The sequence below is a fragment of the Streptomyces afghaniensis genome (assembly GCF_044327915.1).
Taxonomy (GTDB): domain Bacteria; phylum Actinomycetota; class Actinomycetes; order Streptomycetales; family Streptomycetaceae; genus Streptomyces; species Streptomyces afghaniensis.
The window spans coordinates 690,720-714,786 of record NZ_JBIRGJ010000006.1 but is presented as its reverse complement, the minus strand read 5'-3'; the positions used below and the strand labels follow the sequence as shown (position 1 = coordinate 714,786).

The following is a 24,067-nucleotide window of genomic DNA, read 5'->3' as shown; positions in this document are numbered from 1 at the left end:
GAACAGGTGAGTCCCAGCGACGCGCTTCCTGGTCCCCGTCCGTGTCGGCGACGTCGACCGCTTCGGGCGTCACGGCCAGCAACTGAGCCAGCGCCCCGCGGAGCCGCGACGACTCTGTTTCCGCGACGGTGAAAAGATTCGCGATCACTTGTACGTCGCGTCATATACCTGCTTGGCCTTCGCGACCTTGTCCGGATATCCAACAGCTCGTCCGTCCAGTCGTACCTGGCCGACGGAGCAGCGGCGATCGCTGCCTCCAGTTCTTCGAGCAGAGAGGCGGTCCGGTCGTCCTGAGTGTCCGCGTTCTGCTCGTCGTGCGTCATGAGCCCCCCAGGTACTCCATCGCGCTCCTCGGGTCCTCCATCGCTCACCGGCCTCGGTCACCCTCATCTTGGTGGCCTTCGGGATATTGGTCGGGCTGAAGACGCCGTCGCGCCCACTCCTGCGCTGTATTCCTCGTCGTGACCGGCAGGCTCGGGTCGAAGGCCAGTCGCGCCAGGGCTTCACGGCTGCCCGGCACGTCATCCGTGCGGTGGAGGAACCAGATGGCCTCGTGTACCGCGCTGCCGTGCCGGGCGCACCGCTCGGCGAGTTCCGCAGCCCAGAGGGCCGTTGCCGACAGAACAGCCGGTTCTTTGTCGCCTGCCGCTCCTCCGCCTTGCGGGAGGTCGGCGAGCCAGCGGAAGACGGCTGCGGTGACCCGGTCAGCGATCCTCTTGCACCAGACCTTGGCGAAGCATGCGGCGTCGATGCCTTGAAATTCGAACCCCAACGACTGGCACTCGCGCCACGCCTCGTTCATTCGCTCGCGAGTGACCAGCTGTGGGTACGGCATCAGGGCGCGCACCACCTCAGCAATGGCACTGCAGTCCGCCGGAGCGTCACTGCACATCTGCGCGTCATCCGGCACTCGCTCGACAGTCAGACACGCCTCCAGTGCTGAACGCGCCTGGGCGAGGCTGTGGGAATCCGGCGCGGTCGCACCCCAGCCGAAGTCGTTCTGCCAGGAATACGGAAGGCCCTGCAGTCCTTCGGGCAGCAGCGGCTCCTCGTCGCGGGTGGCTTCCCGAGCACGAACGTCGTACACCGAACGGCGCAGCCCGAGAAGCCGGGAACGCACGTACGGGCGGAAGTCCCGGACCTCGTCGTCGTTCACGAGCTCCCTCAGGACCTGTTCGCCGCGCGGACGACCGAGCGAGACAAGCACGCGCACCGCCGCCTCGACCGCCACGCCGACCCGCACGAACGCGGCTGCAAGCAGCGCAACGTCTTCAGCCTCCCCCTCTTTCAGCGATCCGGCGGTGGTTGCACGCTCGATGAAAGCGAAGGCGTCGTACGCCAGCGCCTGCCGTACCGAGGCGGCCCATTCCGCCGCCACCCTGTCGACCCACTGTTCAGTCGGAGGCTCAGGCACCGTGGGAATGCCCAAGTCAGCCCAGGCTCCGACCACCTGCACCACCCGCTCCCGAGTGACCTGGGACGTGGTCGGCATGATCCGGGTCAACCAGGCGTCTGCCTCGTCCAAGGTGTGGTCATCGCGGTCGTCGTAGAAGTCCCGTAGTTCCTCGTCCCAGTCGTGCACGCTCTGCCGTCGGTCGGGCAGGCAGGCGCGCAGCACGTGCCGAGCCTGCTCACGTCTCTCCTCTGTGGGGGCGAGTGCCTCCAGAGCTTGAGACCTGCGGTATGTCAGATCGTGCCAAGGCGGCGGCAGCTCGCGCATGGCAGCGGGCAGCAGGTAGGTGTCCACAAGTCGCTCTCCGTCCGTGCCCCGGCAGCTTCCCGGGACGCTGGCGTCATGAGACGCCCAGGTAATCCATCGCTTCCTTCGGATCCTTCATCCTGGACCAGTCCATCGTCCCAGCCCGCTTCCGGGCCTGGATCTCTGCCTCCATACGCTTGAGCTGACTCGGGGAGATGTCCGTACCCGCGATCCGTACGGGCACCCCGTTTTTCGCCATTGTTCCGGCCGGTGTCCCTTCAGGCTTGTACTTGACGCCGTCCCGCTTTCCGCTCTTGTAGCCGCTGAAGATATTGGTCCATTTATCAGTGGTCTCGATCTCGACTCGAGTAGCCCTGCCTGGGCTGCCCTTCCCCTCCCAATTGGCCAGATCCTCGACCTGCCGTTCGAAGTCGGCCTTGATGGTGGCATTGCCCGTGTTCTTGACCTCCACGGCGTGGACCTTGCCGTCCTTGCCCCGATAGAGCACGTCGGCGTCATTGATCTCGGAGATGTTCACCGTTTCGCCGTTGCCGAGATCGACGTTCTCCTTGCCGAAGTCCTTGCCGACAGCGGTGTGCACGGTCGTGTCAAATGCTGCCTCGCCGTCGGCAGCCCGCTGGACGGCGTTCAGCTCAGCACGTGCCTGGCTGAGTTCGTCGGTGTTCTTGGCGTTCGTGACCTTGCTGGTCAGCGACGAACGCGCCTCTTTGGAGATGTTCTTCGTCCCGGCCAGTTTGGAGATCTCATCCAACGCCCGAGCCGCATCCTCCTTGCCTATCTCCTTCTTGTCCGGGTCCGGGTTGTCCTTTGCCCGCTGAACGAACTCGTCGATTTTCCGCGGTGCGTGTTGGACGCCCTCGTCCTCGAGTGCCTTCCTGGCAGCCTCATGGCGATCCGCCAACTCGGCCCCGTCCGCGACCCTGTCCGCCTCGTCCGCCTTCTCCCGGGCGTCCTGGGCCTGCTGCTTGGCCTCCTCGTCGCAGCCATCCTCGGCGAGGATGACGTACGGGGTGTCGGACGGGCCGGCGGCGAGGGTCGTGGTGCCTGTGCCGGAGGAGCCGGTGAGGAGGCCGGTGGTGGTTCCGGGTGGGTTGCCGCCGTACGGGATCCGGCGGGCTGGCGCCGCGATGGTGCAGCCCGACTCGCGGGCCTGCTTCTCTGCCGCGTCCGCCGCCTCGTCGGCGTCCTTCGCCGCCTTCCGAGCGCCCTCGGCATCGCCCGCCTCGGCAGCCTTGCGCGCCTTCTCGGCCGCGTCGGCCGCCTTGTCGAGGGATTCACCGACCTCGGCCAGCTTCTTGAACTTGGTGAACTTCGTGATGGTCTTCGGGCTGAAGATGCCGACGACGCCGACGACGGTGTTGCCGATGGAGGCGCCGTAGTTGCCCTTCTCCCAGTTCTCCTTGTCGATCAACGTGTCGGTCGCAAGGTCGGACACGAAGTCCTCGGGCGAGTTGACCCAGCCCCATACGGAGGAGACGTAGTTCCCCTTGTCCCACTCCTTGCCCAGCTCGTCGGACTTGTCGCCCCACCAGTTCGTGGTGTAGCCCTTCAGACCGTTCCAGCTGTCCTTGATCGAGCCGACCGGGTCGCTGACGACGTCCATGGTGCTGGCCAGGAAGCTCTTGGTCGGGGCCACGAAGAAGCCACGGACGTGGTCCATGAACGTCCTGTCGTGGCGTTCCTGGTCGTGTACGTCGTCCCAGAGCGACCTCTCCTCGAACGGCCCCGGAGCGAGTGGGACCGTGTCGCCCGGACCCGCGCCCTCATAGGTGATGATTCGAGTCGACCACGCCGGACCGCCGTCGCTGTTGGTGCCGCCCGTAGCAGCGTCGGCGCCCGTGCCTTCCTGGCCGCCGGAACCGGCCTGGGTGCCCGCATCGCCTTCCGTGCCTGTCTCGCCGTTCGCGCCACCAGCGTCACCAGCGTCACCTGCCCCCGCGCCCCCGTCCGCGTTCTGGCCGCCGTCCGGGTTCGCGCCGTTGCCGCCTGCGGTGCCGGCGCCGGTGTCCGAACCGTCTTGCTGCGCACCGTCGTTGTCCCCGGCCGCACCCGTCTCCGTGCCATCGCCCCGCGGAGCGGGGCAGGCCGTGCCCGTCACCGAGCAGACCGCCGACTGGATGCCGTCGGCGATACGCCCGCCGAGGCCGCCCACCGACAGCGCGACGATGATCGCCGCGACCACCGCGATGAGCCCCGCGTACTCCACCGCGGTCTGGCCCTCGTCCCGCCGCCAGCGGATCATCCTCCCCAGGCTGAACGCCCGGCGCTCCTCCCTGTCCTGGGGAGGGATCTCGAACCACTCTCGCGACCGGGCCCGGCGCAACAGCACGATGACCGCGACCGGCATCGCCGCCTGCGTGAAGCCCCGCAGATCACCGTGCAACAGCGTGCCGAGCGACAGCCACACGATCCACGCCTGTACGGCGATCAGTGCGCGGCTCGTCCACACCCCGCCCCGCCACAGGCGCCGGGCCAGGTAGATGCCCGCCACGCTGGGCAGTGAGTCGTACACCAGGATCCCGAAGATCTCCCCGGAGTAGTACGACACCACCGACAGCACGGTGACCACGTACAGCACCGTCAGCGCGAACTGCACCCACAGCAGTACCTGCGCCCAGCCCAGTTCCCGTGGCAGTGGCACACGCCGGTCCCAGGACGGAATGTTCCGCTCCCCCCAAATCCCTGCCGGGGGTATCGAGTTACCGGCTCCGGACATACGTGACCTCGATGCGTGAGCGGGAGATTAGGGCAGACACCCGGCCGAGGTTAATGAGGACCGATCACTGCGACATGGGCCCACGGGCCCAACCCAGGGCCCACGGGCATCAGTTGGAGACGAGCCTCTTGCTACAGGTCTACGACGAGGCCTCGGTCGCCGCAGGACAGTGAGCCGTCATCCGCTCACAGGCTTGGCCTTCTCCCAGGGAGGAGGCCAAGCCGTTACGACGCCTTCCCCACGGCCGTGGCGGGGTCAGTTGGCCATGCGCGGGAAGGAGACCTCGACACGGCGGTTCTTCTTGCGGCCCGCCTCCGTGGAGTTGTCGGCGATCGGGTACTGCTCGCCGTAGCCGCGTACCTCGTACGTGATGTTCGAGTCCCCGAGCTCGTCGTCCAGGACACCGTGTACGGCCGAGGCTCGCTGGCGAGACAGGACGTCTCCGTGGGCCGAGGAGCCCAGGTTGTCCGTGAAGCCGAAGACGCGGACCTTCGTCGCGTTCTGCGCCTTGATCTCCTCGGCGATCGCTGCGATGCGGGCCTTCGCCTGGGAGCTGAGCTTGGCGCTGTCCTTGCCGAACAGCACCTCGGCTTGCAGCGCGAACTTCACGTCCGTGTTCGTGTCCTCGCGACGCTCCTCGCCCGCCTCGTCCTCGATGACGGTCTTGATGTCGAGGACCTTGGCCTCGGCGAGGGTCGCGCCGTCGACCAGCTTCAGGTCGGGGTCGTTGCCGTCGACCTCTACCGGTGCGCTGGCGCTCGGTTGGGTGCCCGGCGGGTAGCTGGGGCCGTCGGCGTGGGCGGGGGTGCCGCCGAAGACGTTTGTGGCGACCATGACGGAGGCCGCGGCGATGACGACCGCCAGCCGTGGGGTTTGGGTCCGGGTTCGGGTGTGGGTCATGGTGGCCTACCTCACCCGGAGATCTTGATGGTGCCGGAGGCGAACGTCGGGAGCTGGAAACTCACTTCCGTCGTGCTCTCCGGCGGCGCCGGGAACTGCATGAACACGGAGATCGTGTCGCCAGCCTTGATCGTCGTGAGGCCGGACGTAGTGAGCGGACGACCCTCCGTGTCGCGCAACACGTAGTAGCGCTTCTTCTCCTTCGAGTCCACGAGCGTGGCGCCGCCGAAGGACTGACCGTTCCTCATGACCTCGGTCTCATTGCCAGTGAGCCGGGACGATACAACGGTCGACTTACTCCCGTCGTTCTTCAGTTCCGCGTTTACGGTAAGGAATCCTCCCGAGTCCCGTTCGGCCGAGGTGATCTTGAGGAGCAGACCGTCCGGCCCCTTCAGCTCGGCGAGCGGCTCCTCCGACTGGCCTTCCTGAGCACTCGGCTTCGATCCGCTGTCCTTCGAAGCGGACGCCGGCGCGTCTCCGCTCTTGTCGTCCCCGCTGCTGCAGCCGGCCACACCGAGGGCCAGGCTGACCGCAACAGCCGCTGCGATCATCCCCCTGCGGGCCGTCGTGGTGAACCGAATGCTCATGAGTTCCGCTTCCTTTGTTCGTCGTACTTCGTCAGTCGGCCAGATGGACGTCGAAGAGGTCCTCGGGCCCGGGGAGATCCGAGAAATCGTCCGGGTCGAGGTCCCAGTTCTTGTTGTCCTTGCACTTGAGCTGCGGCAGGTCCTTGTTGTTGCCGTTGTCCTCATCGGGCAGCGGCTGGATCGAACAGCGCGGCTTGATCACGGCTTTGGCCTTCGCCGTCGCGTACGTCTCTTCCGTACCGGGGACGATGCTGTCGCCGACGGGTTCGTTGGTCTTGACCTCGACCGTGTAGCCCAGCGGGTCCCACTCGGGCTCGCAGCCGCCCCCCACGACATGCGCGTCGTTCTCCTCGGCGAGTTGCTGCGCCCGCCAACACGAGGGTTCCAGCCCGTCCACCTGGCCGTCGAGGATGTCCTCCCAGAGGTCCGGGTTGAGGAGGTTGTCCAGCCACCTGCCCGTAAGTTGCTCCCGCTTGTCCTGCGCAGCCGCGAGGGCGGCGGCGTCCGCCGCCGTCTGCGCGCCGTTCCGTGTCGCCGCGGCCTGGCCGACCGCAAGGTACGCGAACGCAAGGAAGAGCAGGCCCGCCACCACCGTGATGTAGATGGGGAAGGCCTGCCCTGCGTCGCCGTACTTACGGGGCCTCATCAGCCGCCGGTGACCTCGCCGATCTTGGTGGTGATCGCGTCGAAGATCGACTTTCCGATGTCCGTTCCCGTGATCGCCAGAACAATCGCCACGACCACCGCGATGATGCCCAGGTACTCGACCGCGGTCTGCCCCTTGTCGTTGCGGGCGGCGCGGGTCTGCAGGTACGCGACGGTGGTGTTGATCCAGTTGCTCATGGTGGTGTTCCCCTCCGGTACCGGCCGGTCGCCTGCCGACCGACGTACAAGTCTCTTGGGTGCTCCCGGCGTTACCGGCTTCCTCCTTGCCGGTCCCGCTTTCGACACCGGAAACGTACGCCGCTTCCCCGGTCCCGCCAGAGGGTCCCAGGGCCCAATCCAGGGCCCAATCGCTCGGGCCCAACGAACTCTCCCCCCATACCGTCACCGAAGGTCACCCCAGTCCTCGGTGTGAGCCCGGTGCCGTGCCGAGCCACTTCGCCGCGGCCTCGGAACGGCTGGTGCTGTGGAGCTTGGCGAAGATGCGGTTGATGTGGTTCTTGACCGTCTTCTCGCTGATGAAGCAGGTGGCGGCGATCTGCTGGTTGTTCATGCCGGACGCGATGAGGTCCATGATCTCCGCCTCCCTCGTGCTCAGTTGGAACCGCGACCTGTCGGGAGCGGCCGGACGGCCACTCGTCCACCCAGACGAAGACTGTCCCACATCTGGTTGCACTTGCGAAAGGTTTTCTGGGGAAGTGGGTGGGGTCGGGACGTGTGGGAGGGTCATGCCCGCTGGTTGAGCGGCTAGTTGGGTTTGATTATGCGGCCATCCGGAAGCGGAATTTCCGTATGCATTCGCATCCGCCTGCCCCAGCCCGTCCGGTAGGGCCGATCCCCCCGGGCCCGGTCCCTGGCCCTGCCGGAGCTGGGCCAGCAACGCTCCCGCCGCCGTGGGCGTGAAGTGGGCACGGCCCTGCTTGATGTCCCTGACCGCGTCGACCAGCTGGCCGGCCGTGAACTCGCCGTGGACCAGGTAGCCGCCCGCTCCTCGGCGGAGGGCCTCCTGGACGATCTCCGACTCCCTGCTGTACGTCAGCATGACGACCGGGGCGATCCGCACCAGGTACGGGAGCGCCGAGATGCCGTCCACGCCGGGCATGCGGACGTCGAGGAGGACGACGTCGGGGTGGTGCTGCTGGGCGGCCTCGTAGGCCTCGCGGCCGTCGGCCGCCTCCGCCACGACCGTGATGTCCTCGCGGCCGGAGAGCAGGGCGGTGAGGCCGGCGCGGACCACCGGGTTGTCATCGGCCACGACGACCCTGAGGCGGCTCGGCTGTGCGGGCTGCGCGAAGTCGAACGGGTTGTGTGGCGGTGGCGGCTGTGAGGCGCCGGGGTGGGGATTCGTCTGGTCCGGCATCGGGCTGCCTCCTCTCGTGTCGTGGGGGACGTGTGCGGCGTGGTCACGGTTGGTCAGCCGTGGGGTGCGGTCAGGGCCGCCAGCGGTAGCTCCAGGCGGACTTCCGTTCCCTTGGGGTGGCCGCCCCGGCCGATGCGGATGCGGGCGCCCACAGAGGCGGCCCGCTCGACCATGCCGACCAGGCCGAAGTGGCCCGCTCGGCGTAGTTGTTCGAGGGTGGTTCCGGGCGGGAGGCCGCGGCCGTCGTCGTAGACGCTGATGCGGAGCAGGTCGCCGTGGACGCCCGCGCTGACGTCGACCCGGGTCGGGCCCGCGTGGCGGTGGGCGTTCTCCATGGCCTCCGAGGCGATGGTGAGGAGCTGGCGGGCCACGGCGGGCGGCACGGGCGGCACGGAGTGGTCACCGGTGGGGCGGTAGACCGCCGGGAGGCCCGTGCGGGCGCTGAAGTCCCGGGTGCGCGCGGCCAGTTCGACCAGTACGTCCGTGCCCTGGCCGGGGTCCGATTCGCGGCGCAGGTCCGCCAGGAGTTCGCGGGATTCGGCGGCGGCTCGGCGGGCTGACCGGGCGACCAGGTCGGCCTGCTGCTTCACCAGGGCCACATCCATGTGGGCGGCGCCCGCCGAGCCCGCCAGACCGTCCGCGGCCAGGGCCACGCCGTGCAGGGTCTTGGCGACCGAGTCGTGCATCTCGCGGGCCAGTCGCGCCCGTTCCGCGCCGACCGCCTCGGTGACGGCCAGGCGGGCCTGGACCGTCGTCAGGGCCTGGGTGGCCGCGCCGAAGCGGAGCATGAGGTTGCGGAGGCTGGAGCCGACGGCTCCGGCGATGACACAGAGGCCGGGCAGGAGGGACGACTCGGCGATGCCGGGCTGGGGGTCCTCCATCGCCGCCTGGATCAGGAGGAGCAGCAGGGCCTGCAGGGAGGCGAACACGGCTGCTCCGCGCCAGCCGTAGACCAGGCCGGCGAGGAGGGGGGTGCAGACACTGACGTAGGCGAGTGTGCTGCCCGGGCCCGCCGAGATGAGCAGGAGGGCACCGAAGAGGGTGTCCGCGGCCAGGAGAGTGGGATGGCGCAGCAGCAGGGGGCCGAAGCGTTCCCAGTCCCTGAACAGGACGTAGGAGGTCATGAAGGTGACGACCACGGCCGCGCCCACCAGGCGGGTGGGGAGGCCCTCGTTGGCGTTGATGAGGGCGGTGGGGGTGGCCAGGGCGATCATGGCCAGGCGGAAGCCGAAGACCTGCCGGCACATGGCCTGCAGGGCGTTGATCTGGATGGGCATCGCCGGGTGTTCGGGGGCGGGCTTGGCCCGGCCTTCGGCCGGGATCGACTTCCCGGCCGTACCATCCGCGGAACCCGTGCGGCTTTCGTCGCCGGGTGCGGGTGGACCTGGTGGGGGCTGAGCACCGTCGGCGGCCGGACCGCCGTTCGCGGGGACCGGCACGGCCGTGTGCGCCCCACCCACCGCCCCGCCCACCGGCGCTGCCGCCCGCGCGTCCGCCCGCTCCCACCCCGGCGGCAGCGCCGGTGTCACCGACGTCACCGGGATGTCGGGGGCGCCCGTGCGGACGTGGGCCGGGAGAACCGTGCCTGCCGGTGGGGTGGTGATCTCCGGTGTTCTCGGGCGGCGGCGCAGCCGCCCGGTGCGTTCTCCTGTCATCGACATGGTGTCGCCCCCTACTCGCCCGTGACGACGCCGAAGTCGGTGCCCGACCCCAGGATCAGTCCGGCGCCGAGGAGGAGCATCGTGGCCGGGACCATGAAGGTCGTGATCATCATCGTGGCCTTGGGAACGGCACGCGCTGCCTTGCGGCGGGCGTTCTGCGCATCCGTACGCCGCATGTCCTTGGCGAGGGCTACCAGCGTGTCGACGATCGGTGCGCCCAGTTCCTCGCCCTGCTGCAACGCCGTGACGAACATGGCGACCTGCTCGGAGTCGTTGCGGCGGCGCAGTTCCGCGAAGGCCTGGCGGCGGCTCATGCCCAGGTCCATCTGGCGCAGGGTGATGCGCAGTTCGTCGGCCCAGGGGCCCTCGTACTTCGAGGCGACACGGTCCAGAGCCTGGCGGAAGCCAAGGCCCGCGCTCACCACGACCGCCAGCACGTCCAGGAAGTCCGGCAGGGTCCGCTCGATCACGTCCTTGCGGATGCGGATCGCCGCCCAGATGCCGACCTCCGTCCAGAACGCCCCGAAGGCGAGCAGGAGCAGCGCCACGACGAGCTGGCCGCGCATCAGGAAGACCAGGAAGCCGACCCCGCCGAGAGCCCCGTACACCGCCCGCCGGGCCGCGTAGCGGTCGATGGTCAGGCCGCCGGGGTTGCCCGCAAGGTCGATCTTGCGGCGGTACTTGGCGACCTGCTTGGGGCCCATCAGGCGCAGGACCGCGGGGGCGTAGCGCATGCCCAGGCGGTCGATGAGCGAGTCCACCGCGCCGGTACGGGTGGAGCCGACCTCCAGGGCGAGCGCGAGGTCGCCGGGGAGTTTGGCCTCGGCCCGGTACATGCGGATGCCGGCGAAGACGCCCCAGACGCTGAGGCCCATGACCAGTGCGAGAAGAAGTCCCATGATTCTGCTCCGGCCTTCTCAGACGTCGATGCGGGACAGGCGGCGGATGAGGATGAAGCCGACGGCGTAGAGGGAGAAGGCGATGATGACCGCACCCTGGCCGAGCGGTGAGCCCGTCATGCGCTCCAGTGCCCCGTCCTTCACGCCGTTCATCAGGAACAGGGAGCCCACGCCCAGCACCGGCACCGCGTACGACGTCATGTTCACCTGCGACAGCTGGGTGCGGACCTCCCGTCGCGTCTCCTTGCGTTCCTCCAGCGTCTCCGTCAGGTTCCGCAGCGCGCTGACCACCTGGCCGCCCGCCCGGTTCGACAGGACGAGCGTGGTGACCAGGACGACCAGTTCACGGGAGGGGAGGCGGTCCGCCAGTTCGCCCAGGGCGTCGTCCATCGACGCGCCGATCGCCAGTTGGTCTGCCACCTTGCCGAGTTCCTCGCCCGCCGGGGCCTCCAGTTCCTCCGCGGCCATGCCGATCGCCGTGCGCAGCGCGAGTCCGGCCTGGGTCGCGTTGGCGAGGATGCGGGCCAGTTCCGGGAGCTGGTTGATGAACTTCTCGATCCGTTTCTGCCGCTGCCAGTTGAGGAACTGCAGGGCCGCCCAGATGCCCAGCAGACCGGCCAGCGGGCCGAAGAACGGGGCCAGGGCCGCCTGGCCGATCAGCCACAGGCCGGCGACGGTGGCGAGCATGTAGACGAAGAACTCGCCCGGGGTGATGTCCAGGCCGGTGGCCGCCAGGCGGAGCTCCAGTTTCTTGCCGAGCTTGGTGCGCCGCAGGCGGCGGTCGATCCCGCGGAAGTTCCGGCGCCGACCGCCGACCGGTATCTGGCCGGTGGCCGACAGGCGGTCGACGAGCACCTGCCGCTGCGCCTTGCCCATGGCGTAGGAGTGCAGGCCCATGACCGTCAGGACGCAGGTCAGCAAGGTGATGCCGGTCGTGAGCGTGATGAGCGTTTGCAGTTCCATGGGGACGGTTCCTACCTGGCTTCTCGGGTGGCTAGCTGGTCCGCGGACTGGGCGATGCCGAAGGCCTGGGGGATGGGCTGGCTCGCCATGTAGAGGCGGTCGGCGGTGCGGCGCGGGAGGGGGTGGTACTCGAAGGCGCCGTGGATACGGCCGTCCGCCGCCATGGGCCGGGCGTTGAAGCGGGCGACCGTGACCAGTCGGTACGGCTCGCTGCCGTGGCTCTCCAGCAGCGCGATCTCGGTGATACGGCGGGCGCCGTCCGCGAAGCGGGTGAGCTGGACGATGACGTCGACCGCGCTGTTGATCTGGTCGTGCAGCGCCACGAACGGGATCTCCACCTCCGACATGGAGGCCAGGGTCTGCAGGCGCATCAGCGCGTCCTCCGCGCTGTTGGCGTGGACGGTGGCCAGTGAACCGTCGTGGCCCGTCGACATCGCCTGGAGCATGTCCAGCGACTCGCCGCCGCGGACCTCACCGACGACGATGCGGTCGGGGCGCATCCGGAGGGAGTTGCGGACCAGGTCGCGGATCGTGATCTGGCCCTTGCCCTCCACGTTCGCCGGGCGGGACTCCAGGCGGATCACGTGCGCCTGCTGGAGCTGGAGTTCGGCCGAGTCCTCGATGGTGATGATGCGCTCGCCCTCGGGGATGAGCCCGGAGAGCGCGTTCAGCAGGGTCGTCTTTCCCGTGCCCGTCGCGCCCGAGACGATGACGTTGAACTTCGCCTGCACCAGGCCTGCCAGCAGGTACAGCATGTGCTCGTCGAGCGAGCCCAGGCCGATCAGCTCCTGGAGGGTGAAGGAGCGCGGGAAGCGGCGGATCGTGAGGGTGGCGCCCGTCAGGGACAGGGGCGGGATGATGACGTTGACGCGCTCGCCGGAGGGGAGGCGGGCGTCGACCATCGGGTTCGACTCGTCCACGCGGCGGTTGACCGTCGAGACGATCCGCTCGATGGTCTGCATCAGCTGGTCGTTCGAGGCGAAGCGCATCGGCAGCTGCTCCACGCGGCCGCCGCGCTCCACGAAGATCGCGTCCGGCCCGTTCACCATGATCTCGGTGATGGACGCGTCCTCCAGCAGCGGCTCCAGGATGCCGAGGCCGAGCGCCTCGTCGACCACCCTGCGGATCAGCTGCGAGCGTTCCACCGTCGACAGGACCGGGCCCTCACGGCTGATGATGTGCCCGAGCACCCGCTCCAGCCGCGCCCGGCGCTCGGCGGCGGCCAGCGAACTCATCTCCGCGAGGTCGATCTCCTCCAGGAGCTTGGCCCGGTAGGAGGCGACCATGTGGCCGTCCTCTCCCCGGTTGCCGTTCTCCTCCGGGGAGTTGATGCGTGCTCGCAGGCTCATACGTCCGGTGCTCCTTGCTCGTCGTTCAGTGGTCGAGCGGCATGGTGGCGGTCTTCCGTGCCGGGTCGAAGTCCCAGCCGGGCACGATGGACGGGATGTCGACGGTGGCGGTGACCGTGACCTCATCGCCTCCCGGCGCCTCGGGACAGTCGGTTTCGTCGGCCAGCCAGTTGCTGACCGCGATCGTGCAGGCCTGTTGGGCGCTGCCCGGCTGGAGAGACGCGCTGCGCGCCCCCGCCCGGGCCGCGGTCCCCGCCTGCTGCGCCGTGTAGGCGATCAGCCCGAGCTGGACGGCCGCCATGGCGACGAGCAGCAGGATCGGGAGGAACCCGAGGTATTCGATGGCGACCTGACCGCGGTCGCGCTCTCTACGGACGTACGCCATCTCACTTCGCCTCCTCGACCGCACCCGCGTGGCCCTCGACCGTGAACGGGAACGCGATCGTGCCCGGGAAGAGGACGGGGACCTTGAGCTCGACGTCGGAGGTGACATAGCCGCCACCGGTGGTGCAGCCCACCTCGGCGCCGGACCTCCACGCGTCCGACAGCTTGTCCAGTCCCGCCTGCTCGCACTTGCCGGGACGGTCGTACTCCGCCGCCGTCCCCGCCCGCACCGCCTCATCCGCGGCATTCCCCGCGAGCGTGTAGGTGTAGCCCACCAGCACGAGCTGCCACAGCACCACCAGCGTCACGATGATCGTCGGCATCATGCCGAGGAACTCGATGGTGACCTGGCCGTCGTCCCGCCGTCTCGCGGACCTGGGCATGCTCATCCCCCTCCCTCCTTCCGCCGCCGGAAGTTCACCGACCCCCGGTCCCCGCGCAACCGGCCCGCCTTCTGGGCGCCCTCGGGGACCTTGACCAGCCCCAGTTCGCCGGCCAGGCCCCACAGGGCCTGCTTCACCGAGCTCTTGCTCTCCAGTTCGTGGATGCGGCCCGCGTCCACGACGCTCTGGAGCTCCTTGAAGTTGGCGGGGACCGCGGTGGCCGCGACGGCCGTGCCGGTGATCTTCTGGATCAGCGGCGGCTGGATCTCCGTAGCGCGCGAATGCCGGTTGACGACGACGGTCGTCTCCTCGGCCTTGCGGATCTGGAGCCGGTCCCACATCCGCACCGCCCGCTTGGCGCCCCGTACCGCGACCACGTCCGGCGTGGTGATCAGCAGGGCCCGGTCGGCCATCTCCACGGCGGCCGCTCCCGCGCCGTTCAGCTGGGCGCCGCAGTCGATGACGACGATCTCGTAGCGGGAGCGCAGGGCGCTGACGATCTGCCGGGCGGCGCGGTCGGTGACGTCCTCGCCGCGTTCCCCCTCGGCCGGGGCGAGGAGCAGGGCGAGTCCGGTGTCGTGGCGGAAGACCGCGTCGGCCAGGACACGCGGGGAGATGTCCGTGATGGCGGCCAGGTCGACCACGGACCGGCGGAACTGGACGTCCAGGTACGAGGCCACGTCACCGGTCTGCAGGTCCATGTCGACCAGCGCCGTGCTGCGGCCGGAGGCCTGGGCGGCGAGGGCCAGTTGGATCGCCGTCAGGGTCGTGCCCACGCCGCCCTTGGCTCCGCTCACCGTGACCACCGTGCCTCCGACACCGGTGAACACGTCGGCGCCGGCGCCCAGGTGCCGACGTACGCCGACGGACCACTGGGCGACCGCCTGGACGCGGCTGGCGAGTTCCTCGTAGCTCAGGGGCAGGGCGACCATGCCCCGGGCGCCGTAGTCCATGGCGGCCTGCATGAGGCCGGGGCTCGCGTCCGAGGTGACGAGGATGACGCCGACGGCCGGGAAGCGCAGGGCGACTTCGCGGATCAGTTCCAGCGCGGGGACCGGGCCGATCCGCTCGTGCACGACCACGACCTCGGGCAGTTCGTCGACGGACTCGGCGGCCAGCCGTGCGAGGGTGTCGATGAGCTGGGTGGAGTCGACCACCGGGGCCACCGGCTCGGCGTCCGGGAGCTGGCTGAGGAGCGTCGTGATCGACCGGACCGCGTCCGCGTCACCGACTGCCGGGAGGATCCTCGTGGGCATGCGGGCCTCTCACTTGTCCTTCGCGAGTTCGTACGTCCGGTCCTGCTCGGGGACGGTGGTGTCGCTGCCGGGCGCGACCAGGGCGAGCCGGACGCGCTGGGCGAACGACTCGGCGTAGGTGAGGCGCTGGGCGTCGAGGGCGGACAGCGCGAAGGTGATGGGGACGGCGTCGGTGGGCTGCTGGGTGCGGTTGTTCTCGTCCGGTTTCAGCGCGGTGAGTTCGCCGACGTCGAGGACCTTGGCATTGGTCACGATGATCTTCGACTGGTCGGGGTCGCCCTCGCGCTTGCCCTCGAAGGTGGCGTAGACGTTGACCGAGGAGCCGGGCGTGATCTTGCCGGCCACGCCGGTCGCCGCGTCGATCATGATGGCGACCTCCTGCTGGCCGGGCTGGAGGGCCGGCTGGCGGACGATCATGTCGGACTGGAGCAGGGAGCCCGCGCGCAGCGTGGTCACGGCGATCTTGCCCTGGATCTCGCGCAGGTCGGTGACCGCGTTGCCCGACAGCCACCGTTCGGGCATCTTGATCTTCTCGAACTGGCCCGTGCTGAGGGTGGTGTAGGGCGGTACGTCGGACTTGAGCCGGTAGGCGGTGACCTCGGGGCCGACCTTGGACTTCACGTCGCTGATGACGGACAGCACGCCGGCGAAGGCGCCGAGGGCGCAGACGACCGACAGGAGCAGGAGAATCACGCCGCGGCGCTGACGGGAATTCATGAACCGTACAACCTCATTGGGGATATCGGTCGAGCGGAAACGAACGGGTGTGAGCGGTAGTCCGTGCGGGCCGGGGCCAGGGCCGTGTGACGCGAGTCCCGTGGCGCGCCCTGTGGTTCAGGACTCACCCGACGGGCGTTTGGTTCTCGTGCGGGTTCTGGCGGGGTTGGTCGTGGACGGGCGGCGTGGCCGAGCAGAACACGCAGCGGTCGCCGATGACGTCGATGCCGCACCAGTGGCAGCGGGTCCGCCGTACGGAGGTGACCAGTTGGTAGAGGACCGACAGGTCGGGCAGGTAACTGCAGAACTCGATCAGCTTGCCGGTGCCCCACCAGCCGGGTGACTCGGCCGGGAGCGGGGTCTCGCGCAGGCCCTGCACCTTCCAGGACGGGGCGAGGGTGCCGGTGACCCAGTCGGACTGGAGCTGCCCCTTGGCGACCAGCATCCAGGTGCCGAACTCGGGGCCGGGCAGGGCGGCTTCGGGGGTGATCCTGACGAGCTGCGGCTCGGGATGGGCGAGGACGCCGAACTGGCTGCCGGGCACCCAGGACTTGGCGTGCGACTTCAGGCCGACGGGGACCCGGTCGAGCCGGGCGACGGAGTTGAGCAGCGCGCCGGCATGGATGTAGTGGACGAGCAGGCGCCCCGCCGAGGCGAGCACGCCGGGGCTGATGTCGCAGGACGCGAGCTGTCGTAACTGACGGGCCAGGACGGCGAGTCCGAGCGGGGGCAGCTCGGGCTGGAAGAGGGCGATCCGGTCGCTCTCCATGAGGGAGCGCAGGGTGTACAGCCGTCGCTGCACGGCGATGGGCGCGGCCTGCGAGCAGACCACGATCACATGCCCGTGGTGCTCGACCAGGGTCTGCATGTCGGCCAGCGCCTGCTCCAGCGGGCGCCGGTCGACGTCCCGGAGCACCACGGCGGGCAGGGTGCGTTCGTCCTGTGGCGGCAGCGCCATGTCGGCACTGGTCACGGCAATGGCAGTTGGCACGCGCAGCTCCCCGTTTCCCCATGCCCTCGGCGCGCCGCCTTGCTACCGCGGCACACCGTGGTGACTTCACTGCGTGACTACCTCAGCACTGTATCCACGGCTCTGTGACCGGAGAACAGCGTTTGTGTAGCTGAGGAGCAACTGTCGTTGCACAAGATGCGTCAAAACGGGGCAGGTTGAGCATCTTGCCGGTCGCGGGCGGGGGCTCGGGGGGTCCCGGCCGGTGGTCCCGGAGGGCCCAGTGTTGACGGTGGGTCTCCGTTTGGGCCCTGAGACCCACGCCTCCCGCCGGGGTGCGTACCTACTCTCACCGTCCACAGGCACGTGGTTCGGGCAAGGAGGGGTGCCGTATGGCTGGCGGGGGTGGCATACGGACGTACGGGCGCAGACCGGTCTTCGACGATCGCGGCGCGACCGGCACCGAGTACCTCGGCATGGTCGTCGTGAGCGCGGCGATCGTTCTCGCCGTCTCGGCCACCGGCGTCGGGCAGCTCGTCTACGACAAGATCGCCGCGCAGATCTGCAAGGTGGCCGGTGGCGGCGACTGCGCCTCGGGCGGGCCCGGGCCGGGCAAGCCCCTCACCGACGCCGACTTCGAGCCGGCGCTGTGCCAGGTCTCCTCGGTCACGGACAAGGCCGGCTCCAAGGCGAAGATCCTCTTCTGGGAGATCGGCAAGGAGTACGGCTTCCAGGAGCAGCACATCAAGGCGAACACGGACGTCAACGGCGACGGCACGGTCGACGACAAGGACCAGCTGGTCTATCTGACCTTCACGGACGCCGCGTCCGTTGCGGCGAAGAAGGACTTCAAACCGGGTATGAAAGTGGGCCGGTTCGGCACCGACAAGGTGGAGCTCGGGCTCGGCATCAAGGTCACCAACGGCGACACCTGGGTCTTCGAGAGCCCCGAGGAGGCCCAGCGGTTCCGGGACGACGTGGAGAAGCTCCAGATGTACGAGATGCGGCGGACCATGCCGGGCGGCGCGGAGGCGAGCCTCGGCGACAGCATCGCCTACCTCTTCGGCACGGGCCCCCTCAAGGACGAGGAGGACACCCGGAACCGGATCGAGGAGCACCTCGGCGGCAACCGGCAGATCACCTACGGCAAGGTGGGCCTGGAGGCCTCGGCGTCGGCGGGCCTGAAGATCTCGGCGGGCGACGAGAAGAAACTGAGCGCGGCGCTCGGCGGCACGTTCAAGTACTCCCCCGACGTCACCTGGACGGACAACGCCTACAAGAACACCAAGTCGTACACGTACTCCTCGTCCATCGAGTACGGCTCCAAGGTGGGCTACGAGGCGGGCCCGCTCAGCGGCGAGTACGCGGCGAACACGACACAGACCGGCACCATCACGGTCACCTACGACAAGAAGACCGGCAAGCTGGTCCGCGTCGACATGACCCGCACCGTCGAGGAGGGCGGCCAGAAGGACGGCGCCAAGGTGGGCGGCGACAACGGCAAGGAGGACGGCGACAAGCGGGGCGGGAACGCCGGCGTGAAGGGCACGGACTCGCAGACCGGCATCGAGATCGTCACCAACACCCTCACCTTCGACCCCGGCCCGGCCGGCGACCAGGACCGGGCGGTGGCCGAGCGCTGGCTGGACAGCAACAACGAGCAGGTCGCCACGCCCTTCCAGTACATGTTCGACGACCACGCGCCGACGTCCCGCCCGGGCGCCGACGACCCCTTCGGGCGGCTGATGTTCGACAAGGGCAGGTCGAGCAAGATGACGTACACGGGTGAGGTGAACGCGGCCGAGTACGGCTTCGAGTTGAATCTCGGGCTCAGTCTGGGCATGACGATCAGCACGGAGAAGAAGTCGGAGACGCTGACCGATGCCCGGTTCCTCGGGGCGCCCCGCGGGGACGGTCGCTCCTATCTTCCCTACAGCTACTGTGCGAACTGACGAGACGGAGTCCAAGCCGATGAAGACCCGCCGTGCCCTCCTGGCCGCCGCCCTGCTGACGGCCTCCGTGGCCCTGACCGGCTGCGGGAGCTCCGACGCCGGCTCGGTGCCCGACGGCTGGGGCACCCTGAAGACCAAGGGCGTCGACGTCTCGTACCCGAAGGGGTACGAGGAGCAGAGCGCCGGCGAGCGCGGCAAGCACAACGCGGCAGCGGCGGTGCGCACGGAGGGCGGCAGGAAGGCATCGGTCATCACCGTGCAGCTCGGCTTCACCGAGGCGAACTCCGCCGAGCAGGCCGCGATCGCCGCCGAGGCGGGCATCCAGATGGGCGCGGACGTCAAGGGCCAGAAGGACGTGGAGCTGGCCGGTGCGGACGAGGCGAAGCGGATCGATTTCACCTTCAAGGCGACCGGCGAGGACGGCGGCCCGCCGAAGGGCACCCCGGTCGAGGGCGTGATCCTGGCCGGTCTCGACTCGACCGACTCCACCTTCGCGATCCGTATCGACGCGCAGGAGGGGTCCCTGCCGGACGGTGACCTGGACCGGATCATCGACTCGGTCGAGGTGCACTAGCCATGGAGGTGCCGGGCGCCGGTTACGTCGTACTCGCGCTGCTCGTGGCGCTGTTCGGCGCGCTGTCGTGGAAGTACGCGCGGCGGCTGGTGACGGTGGCGCGGGTGCTGCGGCGCGGTGTCCGGGCGGAGGGCGAGTGCGTCCGGGTGGAGACGGAGCCGTACCACCGCTCGGACGCCCGGCGGCACTTCTTCGCCTTCCGTACGGCCGACGGCACGCCGGTCGAGTTCGAGGACCTGGCGGGCTGGTCGACGACGCGGGGAACCCGGGTCACCGTCACCTACGACCCGCGCGATCCGCAGGGCACGGCGACGGTGGCGGGCCGGGGCAGCTGGTCCCCGGTGCTCCAGTCGCTCGCCCTGGTCGCGGGCTGCGGTATGGCCGCGCTGGGCTTCGCGGTCCTCCTCTACTTCGAGATCTTCGGGAGCGGTTGATGGCGCTCGTCCGCTGCTGGGCCGTCGGCATCGTCGTCCTGGTCGTCAGCGAGTACGTCCAGATGACGCTGGTGTACGGCCCGTTCGTCGGCCCTCGGGGTGTCGGCTCGTTCGGGGCCGCGCTGGCCCTGGTGCACCTGCCGAACCTGGTGTGTGTCGTGCTCGCCACCTGGGCGGCCGCGCGGATGCATCCGGAGCCGTGGCGGGAGCTGCCGGGGCGGCACCTGGCGGCGGCGTGCGCGGTTCCGGCGGCGGCGCAGGTGCTGCTGCTGGCACTGCGGCCCGGGGTGCTGGACCCGGCGGGGCCGGCGCTGTGGATGTCGACCGGCGTGCTGCTGGCGGGATGTGCGGTCGGGCTGCTGCTGGACAGGTTGGTCTGGACCTCTTGACAGTGTTGTTGGTCTGGACCATTTTCTTGTCATGTTCAGACACAGACGATCCCTGCGGCTGTGGTCGGGCGCCCTCACGGCAGCCCTGGCCCTCACTGTCACGACCGTCGGCCAGGCGTCCGCCGCCGACGTCAACAACGCCAGGAACGCCGGCTTCGAGTCGGGCCTGAGCGACTGGACCTGCTCGGCGGGCAGCGGAACGACCGTCTCCTCCCCGGTGCACGCCGGGACGGCAGCGCTGAAGGCGACCCCGGCGGGGCAGGACAACGCCCGGTGCGCTCAGACGGTCAGGGTCAAGCCCGGATCGACGTACACCCTGTCCGCCTGGGTCCGGGGCGGATACGCGTACCTCGGCGCTTCGGGCACGGGCACGACCGACGTGTCCACCTGGACCCCTGACTCCCCCTCCTGGAAGCAGCTGTCGACGACCTTCACCACGGGGTCGTCGACGACGTCGGTGACGGTGTACACGCACGGCTGGTACGGGCAGGCGGCGTACTACGCGGACGACGTGTCGGTGTTCGGCCCCGACGGGGGCGGCGGCACGGGCCCGGGCCCGACGGTTCCGGCCGCGCCGGGCGGCCTGAGCGTCTCCGGCACGACGTCCTCCTCGGTCTCCCTCGCCTGGAACGCGGTCTCGGGAGCGACGGGTTACACCGTCTACCGCGACGGCACGAAGGTCACGGCGGTCTCCGGCACCTCGGCGACGGTGACCGGCCTCGCGGCCTCGACGTCGTACTCCTTCCAGGTCACGGCGACGAACGCGGCGGGTGAGTCGCCGAAGTCGGCGGCGGTGACCGGGACCACGAACAAGCCGAACGGCCCGGGCCCCTCGCTTCCGAAGCACGCGGTGACGGGCTACTGGCAGAACTTCAACAACGGGGCGGCAGTCCAGAAGCTGTCCGACGTGCCCTCCCACTACGACATCATCGCCGTCTCGTTCGCGGACGCGACCTCCACGCCGGGTGCGGTGACCTTCACCCTGGACTCGGCCGGACTGAACGGCTACACGGTCGACCAGTTCAAGGCGGACATCAGGGCCAAGCAGGCGGCCGGAAAGAAGGTCGTCATCTCGGTCGGCGGTGAACGCGGCACGGTCACCGTCAACGACGCGGCGTCGGCGGCGAACTTCGCGAACTCCGTGTACTCCCTGATGCAGACGTACGGCTTCGACGGCGTCGACATCGACCTGGAGAACGGCCTGAACGCGACATACATGACGCAGGCCCTGCGGTCGCTCTCGGCGAAGTCGGGCTCGTCGCTGATCATCACGATGGCCCCGCAGACCATCGACATGCAGTCGACGTCGAACTCCTACTTCCAGACCGCCCTGAACATCAAGGACATCCTCACGATCGTCAACATGCAGTACTACAACAGCGGTTCCATGCTCGGCTGCGACGGCAAGGTCTACAGCCAGGGCTCGGTGGACTTCCTGACCGCCCTGGCCTGCATCCAGCTGGAGAACGGCCTCGCCCCCTCCCAGGTCGGCCTGGGCCTGCCGGCCTCCACCCGGGCGGCGGGCAGCGGGTACGTGTCACCGTCCGTGGTGAACAGCGCCCTGGACTGCCTGACCAGGGGCTCGGGCTGCGGCTCCTTCAAGCCGCCCCGGACGTATCCGGACCTCCGGGGCGCGATGACCTGGTCGACCAACTGGGACGCCACGGCCGGCAACGCGTGGTCCAACGCGGTGGGCCCACATGTGCACGGGCTGCCGTAGCCACCCCCCTCATCCCATCGGACGGTAGTGTCCGAGCACCCACGCCAGCTGCGGGAACCACTCCTGGAGCCGCGACTTCGGCTTGGCCTCCACCACGCACTCGAAGAACCTGCCGTCCATGTGGATCACGGCGACCATCAGCGCCTTGCCGTTGGGGCTCGCCCGGTAGTGGACGCTGCGGATCTCGGGCCAGCGGAACTCGATCGAGAGCCCGGACGACTCGAAGGCGACGCCGGACGCGTCGACGACGACCGCGTTGCGTTTGTCGACGGCCAGGAAGTCCGGGCCGGCCGGGGCCGGCTGGGGCGCAGCCGGGGCGTACGCGGGCGGTGCGGGCGCGTACTGCGGTGGAGGCGGGCCGAAGCCGGGGCCGGGTGCTGGCGGGTACTGCTGGGACATCCGTCGGGTCCTCGGTCCTCGTTGCTGCTGGGAACGTCTCGGTACTGCGGTGAGACATTCTCCGCCCTAGAAGAAGTCCCCCCACGGCTGGTCCCAGATCTGCTTCACGCACAGGACCAGGAACAGCAGGCCCGCGACGGCGAGCATCGCGTTGCTGACCGGGCCGTTGCGCCACTCCCTGGGCGTGCGGGAGGAGTTCAGGAGCCAGATCAGCGTGCCGGCGAGGAAGGGCAGGAAGGCCGCGCCGAGGACGCCGTAGATGATGATCAGGCGGAAGGGCTGGCCCTCGAAGAGGAGGATCATGGGCGGGAAGGTCAGCCAGAGCAGGTAGGCGCGGAAGGGCCAGGAGCGTTCGCGTGTCCCCGAGGCGACCTCCTCGCCCTTGGCCTGGCCCGTGCCCGACAGGCGGGCCACGAAGTCGGCGAACATCAGGCTCACGCCGTGCCAGACGCCGATCAGCGAGGTGAACGACGTGGCGAAGAAGCCGATCAGGAAGAACTTCGCCGTCGCCGCGCCGTACTCGTCCTCCAGGATGTCGCCCAGCTGGATCAGGCCCTTGTCGCCGCTCGCGATCGCGACGTTCGCCGAGTGCAGGAGCTCGGCGCCCACGAAGAGCATGGCGATGACGAAGATGCCGGTCGTGGCGTAGGCGACGCGGTTGTCCAGGCGCATGACCTTCATCCAGCCGGTGTCGGTCCAGCCCTTGGCGTTGACCCAGTAGCCGTAGGCCGCCAGCGTGATCGTGCCGCCGACGCCGCCGATCAGGCCCAGGGTGTTGAGGATCGAGTCCTTCTCGTCGGGCAGCACCGGGAGGAGGCCCGCGAACGCGTCGGCGATGTTGGGCGTGACCCGGATCGCCAGATACACCGTCACCACGAACATGACGCCCACCAGGACCGTCATGACCTTCTCGAACACCGCGTACTTGTTGAACCAGACGAAGACCAGACCGACCAGGCCGCAGGCGATGCCCCACCACTTCAGGTCCATCACGCCGGGGAACAGCGCCTGGAGCGGCAGCGCGCTCGACGACATCGCCGCGGCGCCGTAGACGAAGCCCCAGACCACGACGTAGACGGCGAAGAACCAGGTCGTCCAGCGGCCGAGGCTCGCCCACCCGTCGAACAGGGTGCGGCCGGTGGACAGATGCCAGCGGCCCGCCGCCTCGGCCAGGGAGATCTTCACCAGGCAGCCGATGATCGCGGCCCACAGGAGCGTGTAGCCGAAGTTGCTGCCCGCGATCAGTGTGGCGACCAGGTCACCGGCGCCGACACCGGTCGCCGCGACGACGATGCCCGGGCCGATGTACTTCCAACTCGCCTTGCGCATCGGAGGGGGCTCGTGGGCCGCCTTCTCCGTGGTGTTTCCCGTGGTGTCCGCCATGCAGGTCAACAAACCGCAAAGAGGCCAGGCCGACAAGAGGGCCTGAGCGGAAACCCCCTGGGGGCGCGGGGTCGTGCCGACATGCGGCTCCGCCGCGTGGGCGCGCCCAGCCCCCCACGAACCCGCGGACGGGAACGGCCCCCCGGCGGCCGGGCGAGCCCCGGGGACGGCCGAACCCAGCGGAGCGTCACGGCTGTCGCCGACCACAGCCGTCCGATCCGCACGTGCCGAGCTCGAACCACACGGTCTTGCCCGGCCCGTCCCGGTGGCAGCCCCAGCGCTGGGCCAGCGCGTCCACCAGGAACATCCCACGGCCGCTCTCCCCGGTGCCCGCGTCCAGCACCCGGGGCACGCGGCGCTCGGTGTCGGCCACCTCGCAGCGCAGTACGCCGTGTGCGGCGAAGAGCGTGAGCCGGAAGCGGCTCTCGGCGTGCACCAGTGCGTTGGTGGCCAGTTCACCGACGAGGAGTTCCGCCACGTCCGCCACCTCACCACGCTCCGCGAGCCCCCATCCCTCCAACTGCCTGCGCACCTGAGCGCGTGCCTCGCGGACGGCGGAGGGTTCGGGGGCGTACTCGACGCTCAGGTGGCCGGCTCCCAGGGGTGGTTGCGGGAACGGGCCGTACCTGGCGTCGGGGTCCGGGAGGTGGCGCCCGGAGAGTTGCAGCATGCCTCCAGGGTGTCCCGGGGGGCCGCTCGGGCGCAGGGG

General features: G+C 69.3%; 24 protein-coding genes. 5 read left to right on the top strand and 19 right to left on the bottom strand.

Features of this window, described 5'->3' with window-relative positions; genetic code table 11:
- Nucleotides 1–367: 367 nt before the first annotated feature.
- The 16 genes from ACH4G3_RS25760 to ACH4G3_RS25685 all read right to left on the bottom strand — a co-directional run bounded on the left by ACH4G3_RS25760 (nucleotide 368) and on the right by ACH4G3_RS25685 (nucleotide 16,516).
- Nucleotides 368–1,747, bottom strand: coding sequence for a hypothetical protein (locus ACH4G3_RS25760; RefSeq protein WP_397626707.1), 1,380 nt, complete (start codon nucleotides 1,745–1,747; stop codon nucleotides 368–370).
- Nucleotides 1,748–1,793: 46 nt separating this feature from the next.
- Nucleotides 1,794–4,361 (bottom strand): hypothetical protein, encoded by a 2,568-nt coding sequence (locus tag ACH4G3_RS25755; RefSeq protein ID WP_397626706.1) that lies wholly within the window; start codon nucleotides 4,359–4,361, stop codon nucleotides 1,794–1,796.
- 330 nt (nucleotides 4,362–4,691) lie between these two features.
- On the bottom strand, nucleotides 4,692–5,336 hold the full coding sequence (locus tag ACH4G3_RS25750) for an OmpA family protein (protein WP_397626705.1): 645 nt from the start codon (nucleotides 5,334–5,336) through the stop codon (nucleotides 4,692–4,694).
- 11 nt (nucleotides 5,337–5,347) lie between these two features.
- On the bottom strand, nucleotides 5,348–5,923 hold the full coding sequence (locus tag ACH4G3_RS25745; RefSeq protein WP_397626704.1) for a hypothetical protein: 576 nt from the start codon (nucleotides 5,921–5,923) through the stop codon (nucleotides 5,348–5,350).
- Between the two features lie 31 nt (nucleotides 5,924–5,954).
- Nucleotides 5,955–6,569 (bottom strand): pilus assembly protein TadG-related protein, encoded by a 615-nt coding sequence (locus ACH4G3_RS25740; protein ID WP_397626703.1) that lies wholly within the window; start codon nucleotides 6,567–6,569, stop codon nucleotides 5,955–5,957.
- Complete coding sequence (locus ACH4G3_RS25735; protein WP_397626702.1) at nucleotides 6,569–6,766, bottom strand: Flp family type IVb pilin; 198 nt, start codon at nucleotides 6,764–6,766, stop codon at nucleotides 6,569–6,571. The genes ACH4G3_RS25740 and ACH4G3_RS25735 overlap by 1 nt, the downstream gene beginning before the upstream one ends.
- Before the next feature lie 214 nt (nucleotides 6,767–6,980).
- Entirely contained in the window at nucleotides 6,981–7,946 is a 966-nt protein-coding gene (locus ACH4G3_RS25730) for a response regulator transcription factor (RefSeq protein ID WP_397626701.1), read from the bottom strand.
- A gap of 53 nt (nucleotides 7,947–7,999) precedes the next feature.
- Nucleotides 8,000–9,607, bottom strand: coding sequence for a sensor histidine kinase (locus ACH4G3_RS25725; protein WP_397626700.1), 1,608 nt, complete (start codon nucleotides 9,605–9,607; stop codon nucleotides 8,000–8,002).
- Between the two features lie 11 nt (nucleotides 9,608–9,618).
- Nucleotides 9,619–10,506, bottom strand: coding sequence for a DUF5936 domain-containing protein (locus ACH4G3_RS25720; protein ID WP_397617307.1), 888 nt, complete (start codon nucleotides 10,504–10,506; stop codon nucleotides 9,619–9,621).
- Nucleotides 10,507–10,524: 18 nt separating this feature from the next.
- Nucleotides 10,525–11,469 (bottom strand): type II secretion system F family protein, encoded by a 945-nt coding sequence (locus ACH4G3_RS25715; protein WP_397626699.1) that lies wholly within the window; start codon nucleotides 11,467–11,469, stop codon nucleotides 10,525–10,527.
- Nucleotides 11,470–11,480: 11 nt separating this feature from the next.
- Nucleotides 11,481–12,818 (bottom strand): TadA family conjugal transfer-associated ATPase, encoded by a 1,338-nt coding sequence (locus tag ACH4G3_RS25710; protein ID WP_397617305.1) that lies wholly within the window; start codon nucleotides 12,816–12,818, stop codon nucleotides 11,481–11,483.
- Between the two features lie 25 nt (nucleotides 12,819–12,843).
- The gene (locus ACH4G3_RS25705) at nucleotides 12,844–13,203 is read right to left on the bottom strand and encodes a TadE/TadG family type IV pilus assembly protein (RefSeq protein ID WP_397626698.1); all 360 of its coding nucleotides are present in this window, start codon (nucleotides 13,201–13,203) and stop codon (nucleotides 12,844–12,846) included.
- 1 nt (nucleotide 13,204) lies between these two features.
- A complete protein-coding gene (locus tag ACH4G3_RS25700) occupies nucleotides 13,205–13,591 on the bottom strand; it encodes a TadE/TadG family type IV pilus assembly protein (protein ID WP_397626697.1) in 387 nt (128 codons plus the stop codon).
- A complete protein-coding gene (locus ACH4G3_RS25695; protein WP_397626696.1) occupies nucleotides 13,588–14,841 on the bottom strand; it encodes a CpaE/TadZ family protein in 1,254 nt (417 codons plus the stop codon). Before ACH4G3_RS25695 ends, ACH4G3_RS25700 begins: the two co-directional genes overlap by 4 nt.
- Before the next feature lie 9 nt (nucleotides 14,842–14,850).
- The gene (gene cpaB / locus ACH4G3_RS25690; protein ID WP_397626695.1) at nucleotides 14,851–15,558 is read right to left on the bottom strand and encodes a Flp pilus assembly protein CpaB; all 708 of its coding nucleotides are present in this window, start codon (nucleotides 15,556–15,558) and stop codon (nucleotides 14,851–14,853) included.
- A gap of 124 nt (nucleotides 15,559–15,682) precedes the next feature.
- Nucleotides 15,683–16,516 carry a hypothetical protein gene (locus ACH4G3_RS25685; RefSeq protein WP_397626733.1) on the bottom strand — a complete coding sequence of 278 codons (834 nt, stop codon included), beginning with the start codon at nucleotides 16,514–16,516 and terminating at the stop codon, nucleotides 15,683–15,685.
- 383 nt (nucleotides 16,517–16,899) lie between these two features.
- On the opposite strand from ACH4G3_RS25685, the gene ACH4G3_RS25680 reads away from it, so the two are divergent.
- The 5 genes from ACH4G3_RS25680 to ACH4G3_RS25660 are packed head-to-tail and all read left to right on the top strand — an operon-like array spanning nucleotide 16,900 to nucleotide 21,576.
- Entirely contained in the window at nucleotides 16,900–18,459 is a 1,560-nt protein-coding gene (locus ACH4G3_RS25680; RefSeq protein WP_397626694.1) for a hypothetical protein, read from the top strand.
- Nucleotides 18,460–18,478: 19 nt separating this feature from the next.
- Nucleotides 18,479–19,033: a hypothetical protein gene (locus ACH4G3_RS25675; RefSeq protein ID WP_397626693.1), complete on the top strand. Its 555-nt coding sequence runs from the start codon at nucleotides 18,479–18,481 to the stop codon at nucleotides 19,031–19,033.
- Nucleotides 19,034–19,035: 2 nt separating this feature from the next.
- Entirely contained in the window at nucleotides 19,036–19,467 is a 432-nt protein-coding gene (locus tag ACH4G3_RS25670; RefSeq protein WP_397626692.1) for a DUF3592 domain-containing protein, read from the top strand.
- Nucleotides 19,467–19,856: a hypothetical protein gene (locus ACH4G3_RS25665; RefSeq protein WP_397626691.1), complete on the top strand. Its 390-nt coding sequence runs from the start codon at nucleotides 19,467–19,469 to the stop codon at nucleotides 19,854–19,856. The genes ACH4G3_RS25670 and ACH4G3_RS25665 overlap by 1 nt, the downstream gene beginning before the upstream one ends.
- A gap of 31 nt (nucleotides 19,857–19,887) precedes the next feature.
- Nucleotides 19,888–21,576: a chitinase gene (locus ACH4G3_RS25660; RefSeq protein ID WP_397626690.1), complete on the top strand. Its 1,689-nt coding sequence runs from the start codon at nucleotides 19,888–19,890 to the stop codon at nucleotides 21,574–21,576.
- Between the two features lie 9 nt (nucleotides 21,577–21,585).
- On the opposite strand, the gene ACH4G3_RS25655 is transcribed toward ACH4G3_RS25660, so the two are convergent.
- From ACH4G3_RS25655 to ACH4G3_RS25645, 3 genes are all read right to left on the bottom strand, one after another.
- A complete protein-coding gene (locus ACH4G3_RS25655) occupies nucleotides 21,586–21,975 on the bottom strand; it encodes a hypothetical protein (protein WP_397626689.1) in 390 nt (129 codons plus the stop codon).
- 66 nt (nucleotides 21,976–22,041) lie between these two features.
- Nucleotides 22,042–23,358, bottom strand: coding sequence for an Nramp family divalent metal transporter (locus ACH4G3_RS25650; RefSeq protein ID WP_397626688.1), 1,317 nt, complete (start codon nucleotides 23,356–23,358; stop codon nucleotides 22,042–22,044).
- A 187-nt stretch (nucleotides 23,359–23,545) separates the two neighbouring features.
- Nucleotides 23,546–24,028: an ATP-binding protein gene (locus ACH4G3_RS25645; protein ID WP_020272064.1), complete on the bottom strand. Its 483-nt coding sequence runs from the start codon at nucleotides 24,026–24,028 to the stop codon at nucleotides 23,546–23,548.
- Nucleotides 24,029–24,067 lie beyond the last annotated feature (39 nt).

Excerpts from the sequence above, each read along its gene's own strand:
- ACH4G3_RS25750 (WP_397626705.1), bottom strand. The coding sequence starts at position 5,336 with ATGACCCACACCCGAACCCGGACCCAAACCCCACGGCTGGCGGTCGTC.
- ACH4G3_RS25745 (WP_397626704.1), bottom strand. The coding sequence starts at position 5,923 with ATGAGCATTCGGTTCACCACGACGGCCCGCAGGGGGATGATCGCAGCG.
- ACH4G3_RS25740 (WP_397626703.1), bottom strand. The coding sequence starts at position 6,569 with ATGAGGCCCCGTAAGTACGGCGACGCAGGGCAGGCCTTCCCCATCTAC.
- ACH4G3_RS25735 (WP_397626702.1), bottom strand. The coding sequence starts at position 6,766 with ATGAGCAACTGGATCAACACCACCGTCGCGTACCTGCAGACCCGCGCC.
- ACH4G3_RS25730 (WP_397626701.1), bottom strand. The coding sequence starts at position 7,946 with ATGCCGGACCAGACGAATCCCCACCCCGGCGCCTCACAGCCGCCACCG.
- ACH4G3_RS25725 (WP_397626700.1), bottom strand. The coding sequence starts at position 9,607 with ATGTCGATGACAGGAGAACGCACCGGGCGGCTGCGCCGCCGCCCGAGA.
- ACH4G3_RS25720 (WP_397617307.1), bottom strand. The coding sequence starts at position 10,506 with ATGGGACTTCTTCTCGCACTGGTCATGGGCCTCAGCGTCTGGGGCGTC.
- ACH4G3_RS25715 (WP_397626699.1), bottom strand. The coding sequence starts at position 11,469 with ATGGAACTGCAAACGCTCATCACGCTCACGACCGGCATCACCTTGCTG.
- ACH4G3_RS25710 (WP_397617305.1), bottom strand. The coding sequence starts at position 12,818 with ATGAGCCTGCGAGCACGCATCAACTCCCCGGAGGAGAACGGCAACCGG.
- ACH4G3_RS25705 (WP_397626698.1), bottom strand. The coding sequence starts at position 13,203 with ATGGCGTACGTCCGTAGAGAGCGCGACCGCGGTCAGGTCGCCATCGAA.
- ACH4G3_RS25700 (WP_397626697.1), bottom strand. The coding sequence starts at position 13,591 with ATGAGCATGCCCAGGTCCGCGAGACGGCGGGACGACGGCCAGGTCACC.
- ACH4G3_RS25695 (WP_397626696.1), bottom strand. The coding sequence starts at position 14,841 with ATGCCCACGAGGATCCTCCCGGCAGTCGGTGACGCGGACGCGGTCCGG.
- cpaB (WP_397626695.1), bottom strand. The coding sequence starts at position 15,558 with ATGAATTCCCGTCAGCGCCGCGGCGTGATTCTCCTGCTCCTGTCGGTC.
- ACH4G3_RS25685 (WP_397626733.1), bottom strand. The coding sequence starts at position 16,516 with ATGGCGCTGCCGCCACAGGACGAACGCACCCTGCCCGCCGTGGTGCTC.
- ACH4G3_RS25680 (WP_397626694.1), top strand. The coding sequence starts at position 16,900 with ATGGCTGGCGGGGGTGGCATACGGACGTACGGGCGCAGACCGGTCTTC.
- ACH4G3_RS25675 (WP_397626693.1), top strand. The coding sequence starts at position 18,479 with ATGAAGACCCGCCGTGCCCTCCTGGCCGCCGCCCTGCTGACGGCCTCC.
- ACH4G3_RS25670 (WP_397626692.1), top strand. The coding sequence starts at position 19,036 with ATGGAGGTGCCGGGCGCCGGTTACGTCGTACTCGCGCTGCTCGTGGCG.
- ACH4G3_RS25665 (WP_397626691.1), top strand. The coding sequence starts at position 19,467 with ATGGCGCTCGTCCGCTGCTGGGCCGTCGGCATCGTCGTCCTGGTCGTC.
- ACH4G3_RS25660 (WP_397626690.1), top strand. The coding sequence starts at position 19,888 with ATGTTCAGACACAGACGATCCCTGCGGCTGTGGTCGGGCGCCCTCACG.
- ACH4G3_RS25655 (WP_397626689.1), bottom strand. The coding sequence starts at position 21,975 with ATGTCCCAGCAGTACCCGCCAGCACCCGGCCCCGGCTTCGGCCCGCCT.
- ACH4G3_RS25650 (WP_397626688.1), bottom strand. The coding sequence starts at position 23,358 with ATGGCGGACACCACGGGAAACACCACGGAGAAGGCGGCCCACGAGCCC.
- ACH4G3_RS25645 (WP_020272064.1), bottom strand. The coding sequence starts at position 24,028 with ATGCTGCAACTCTCCGGGCGCCACCTCCCGGACCCCGACGCCAGGTAC.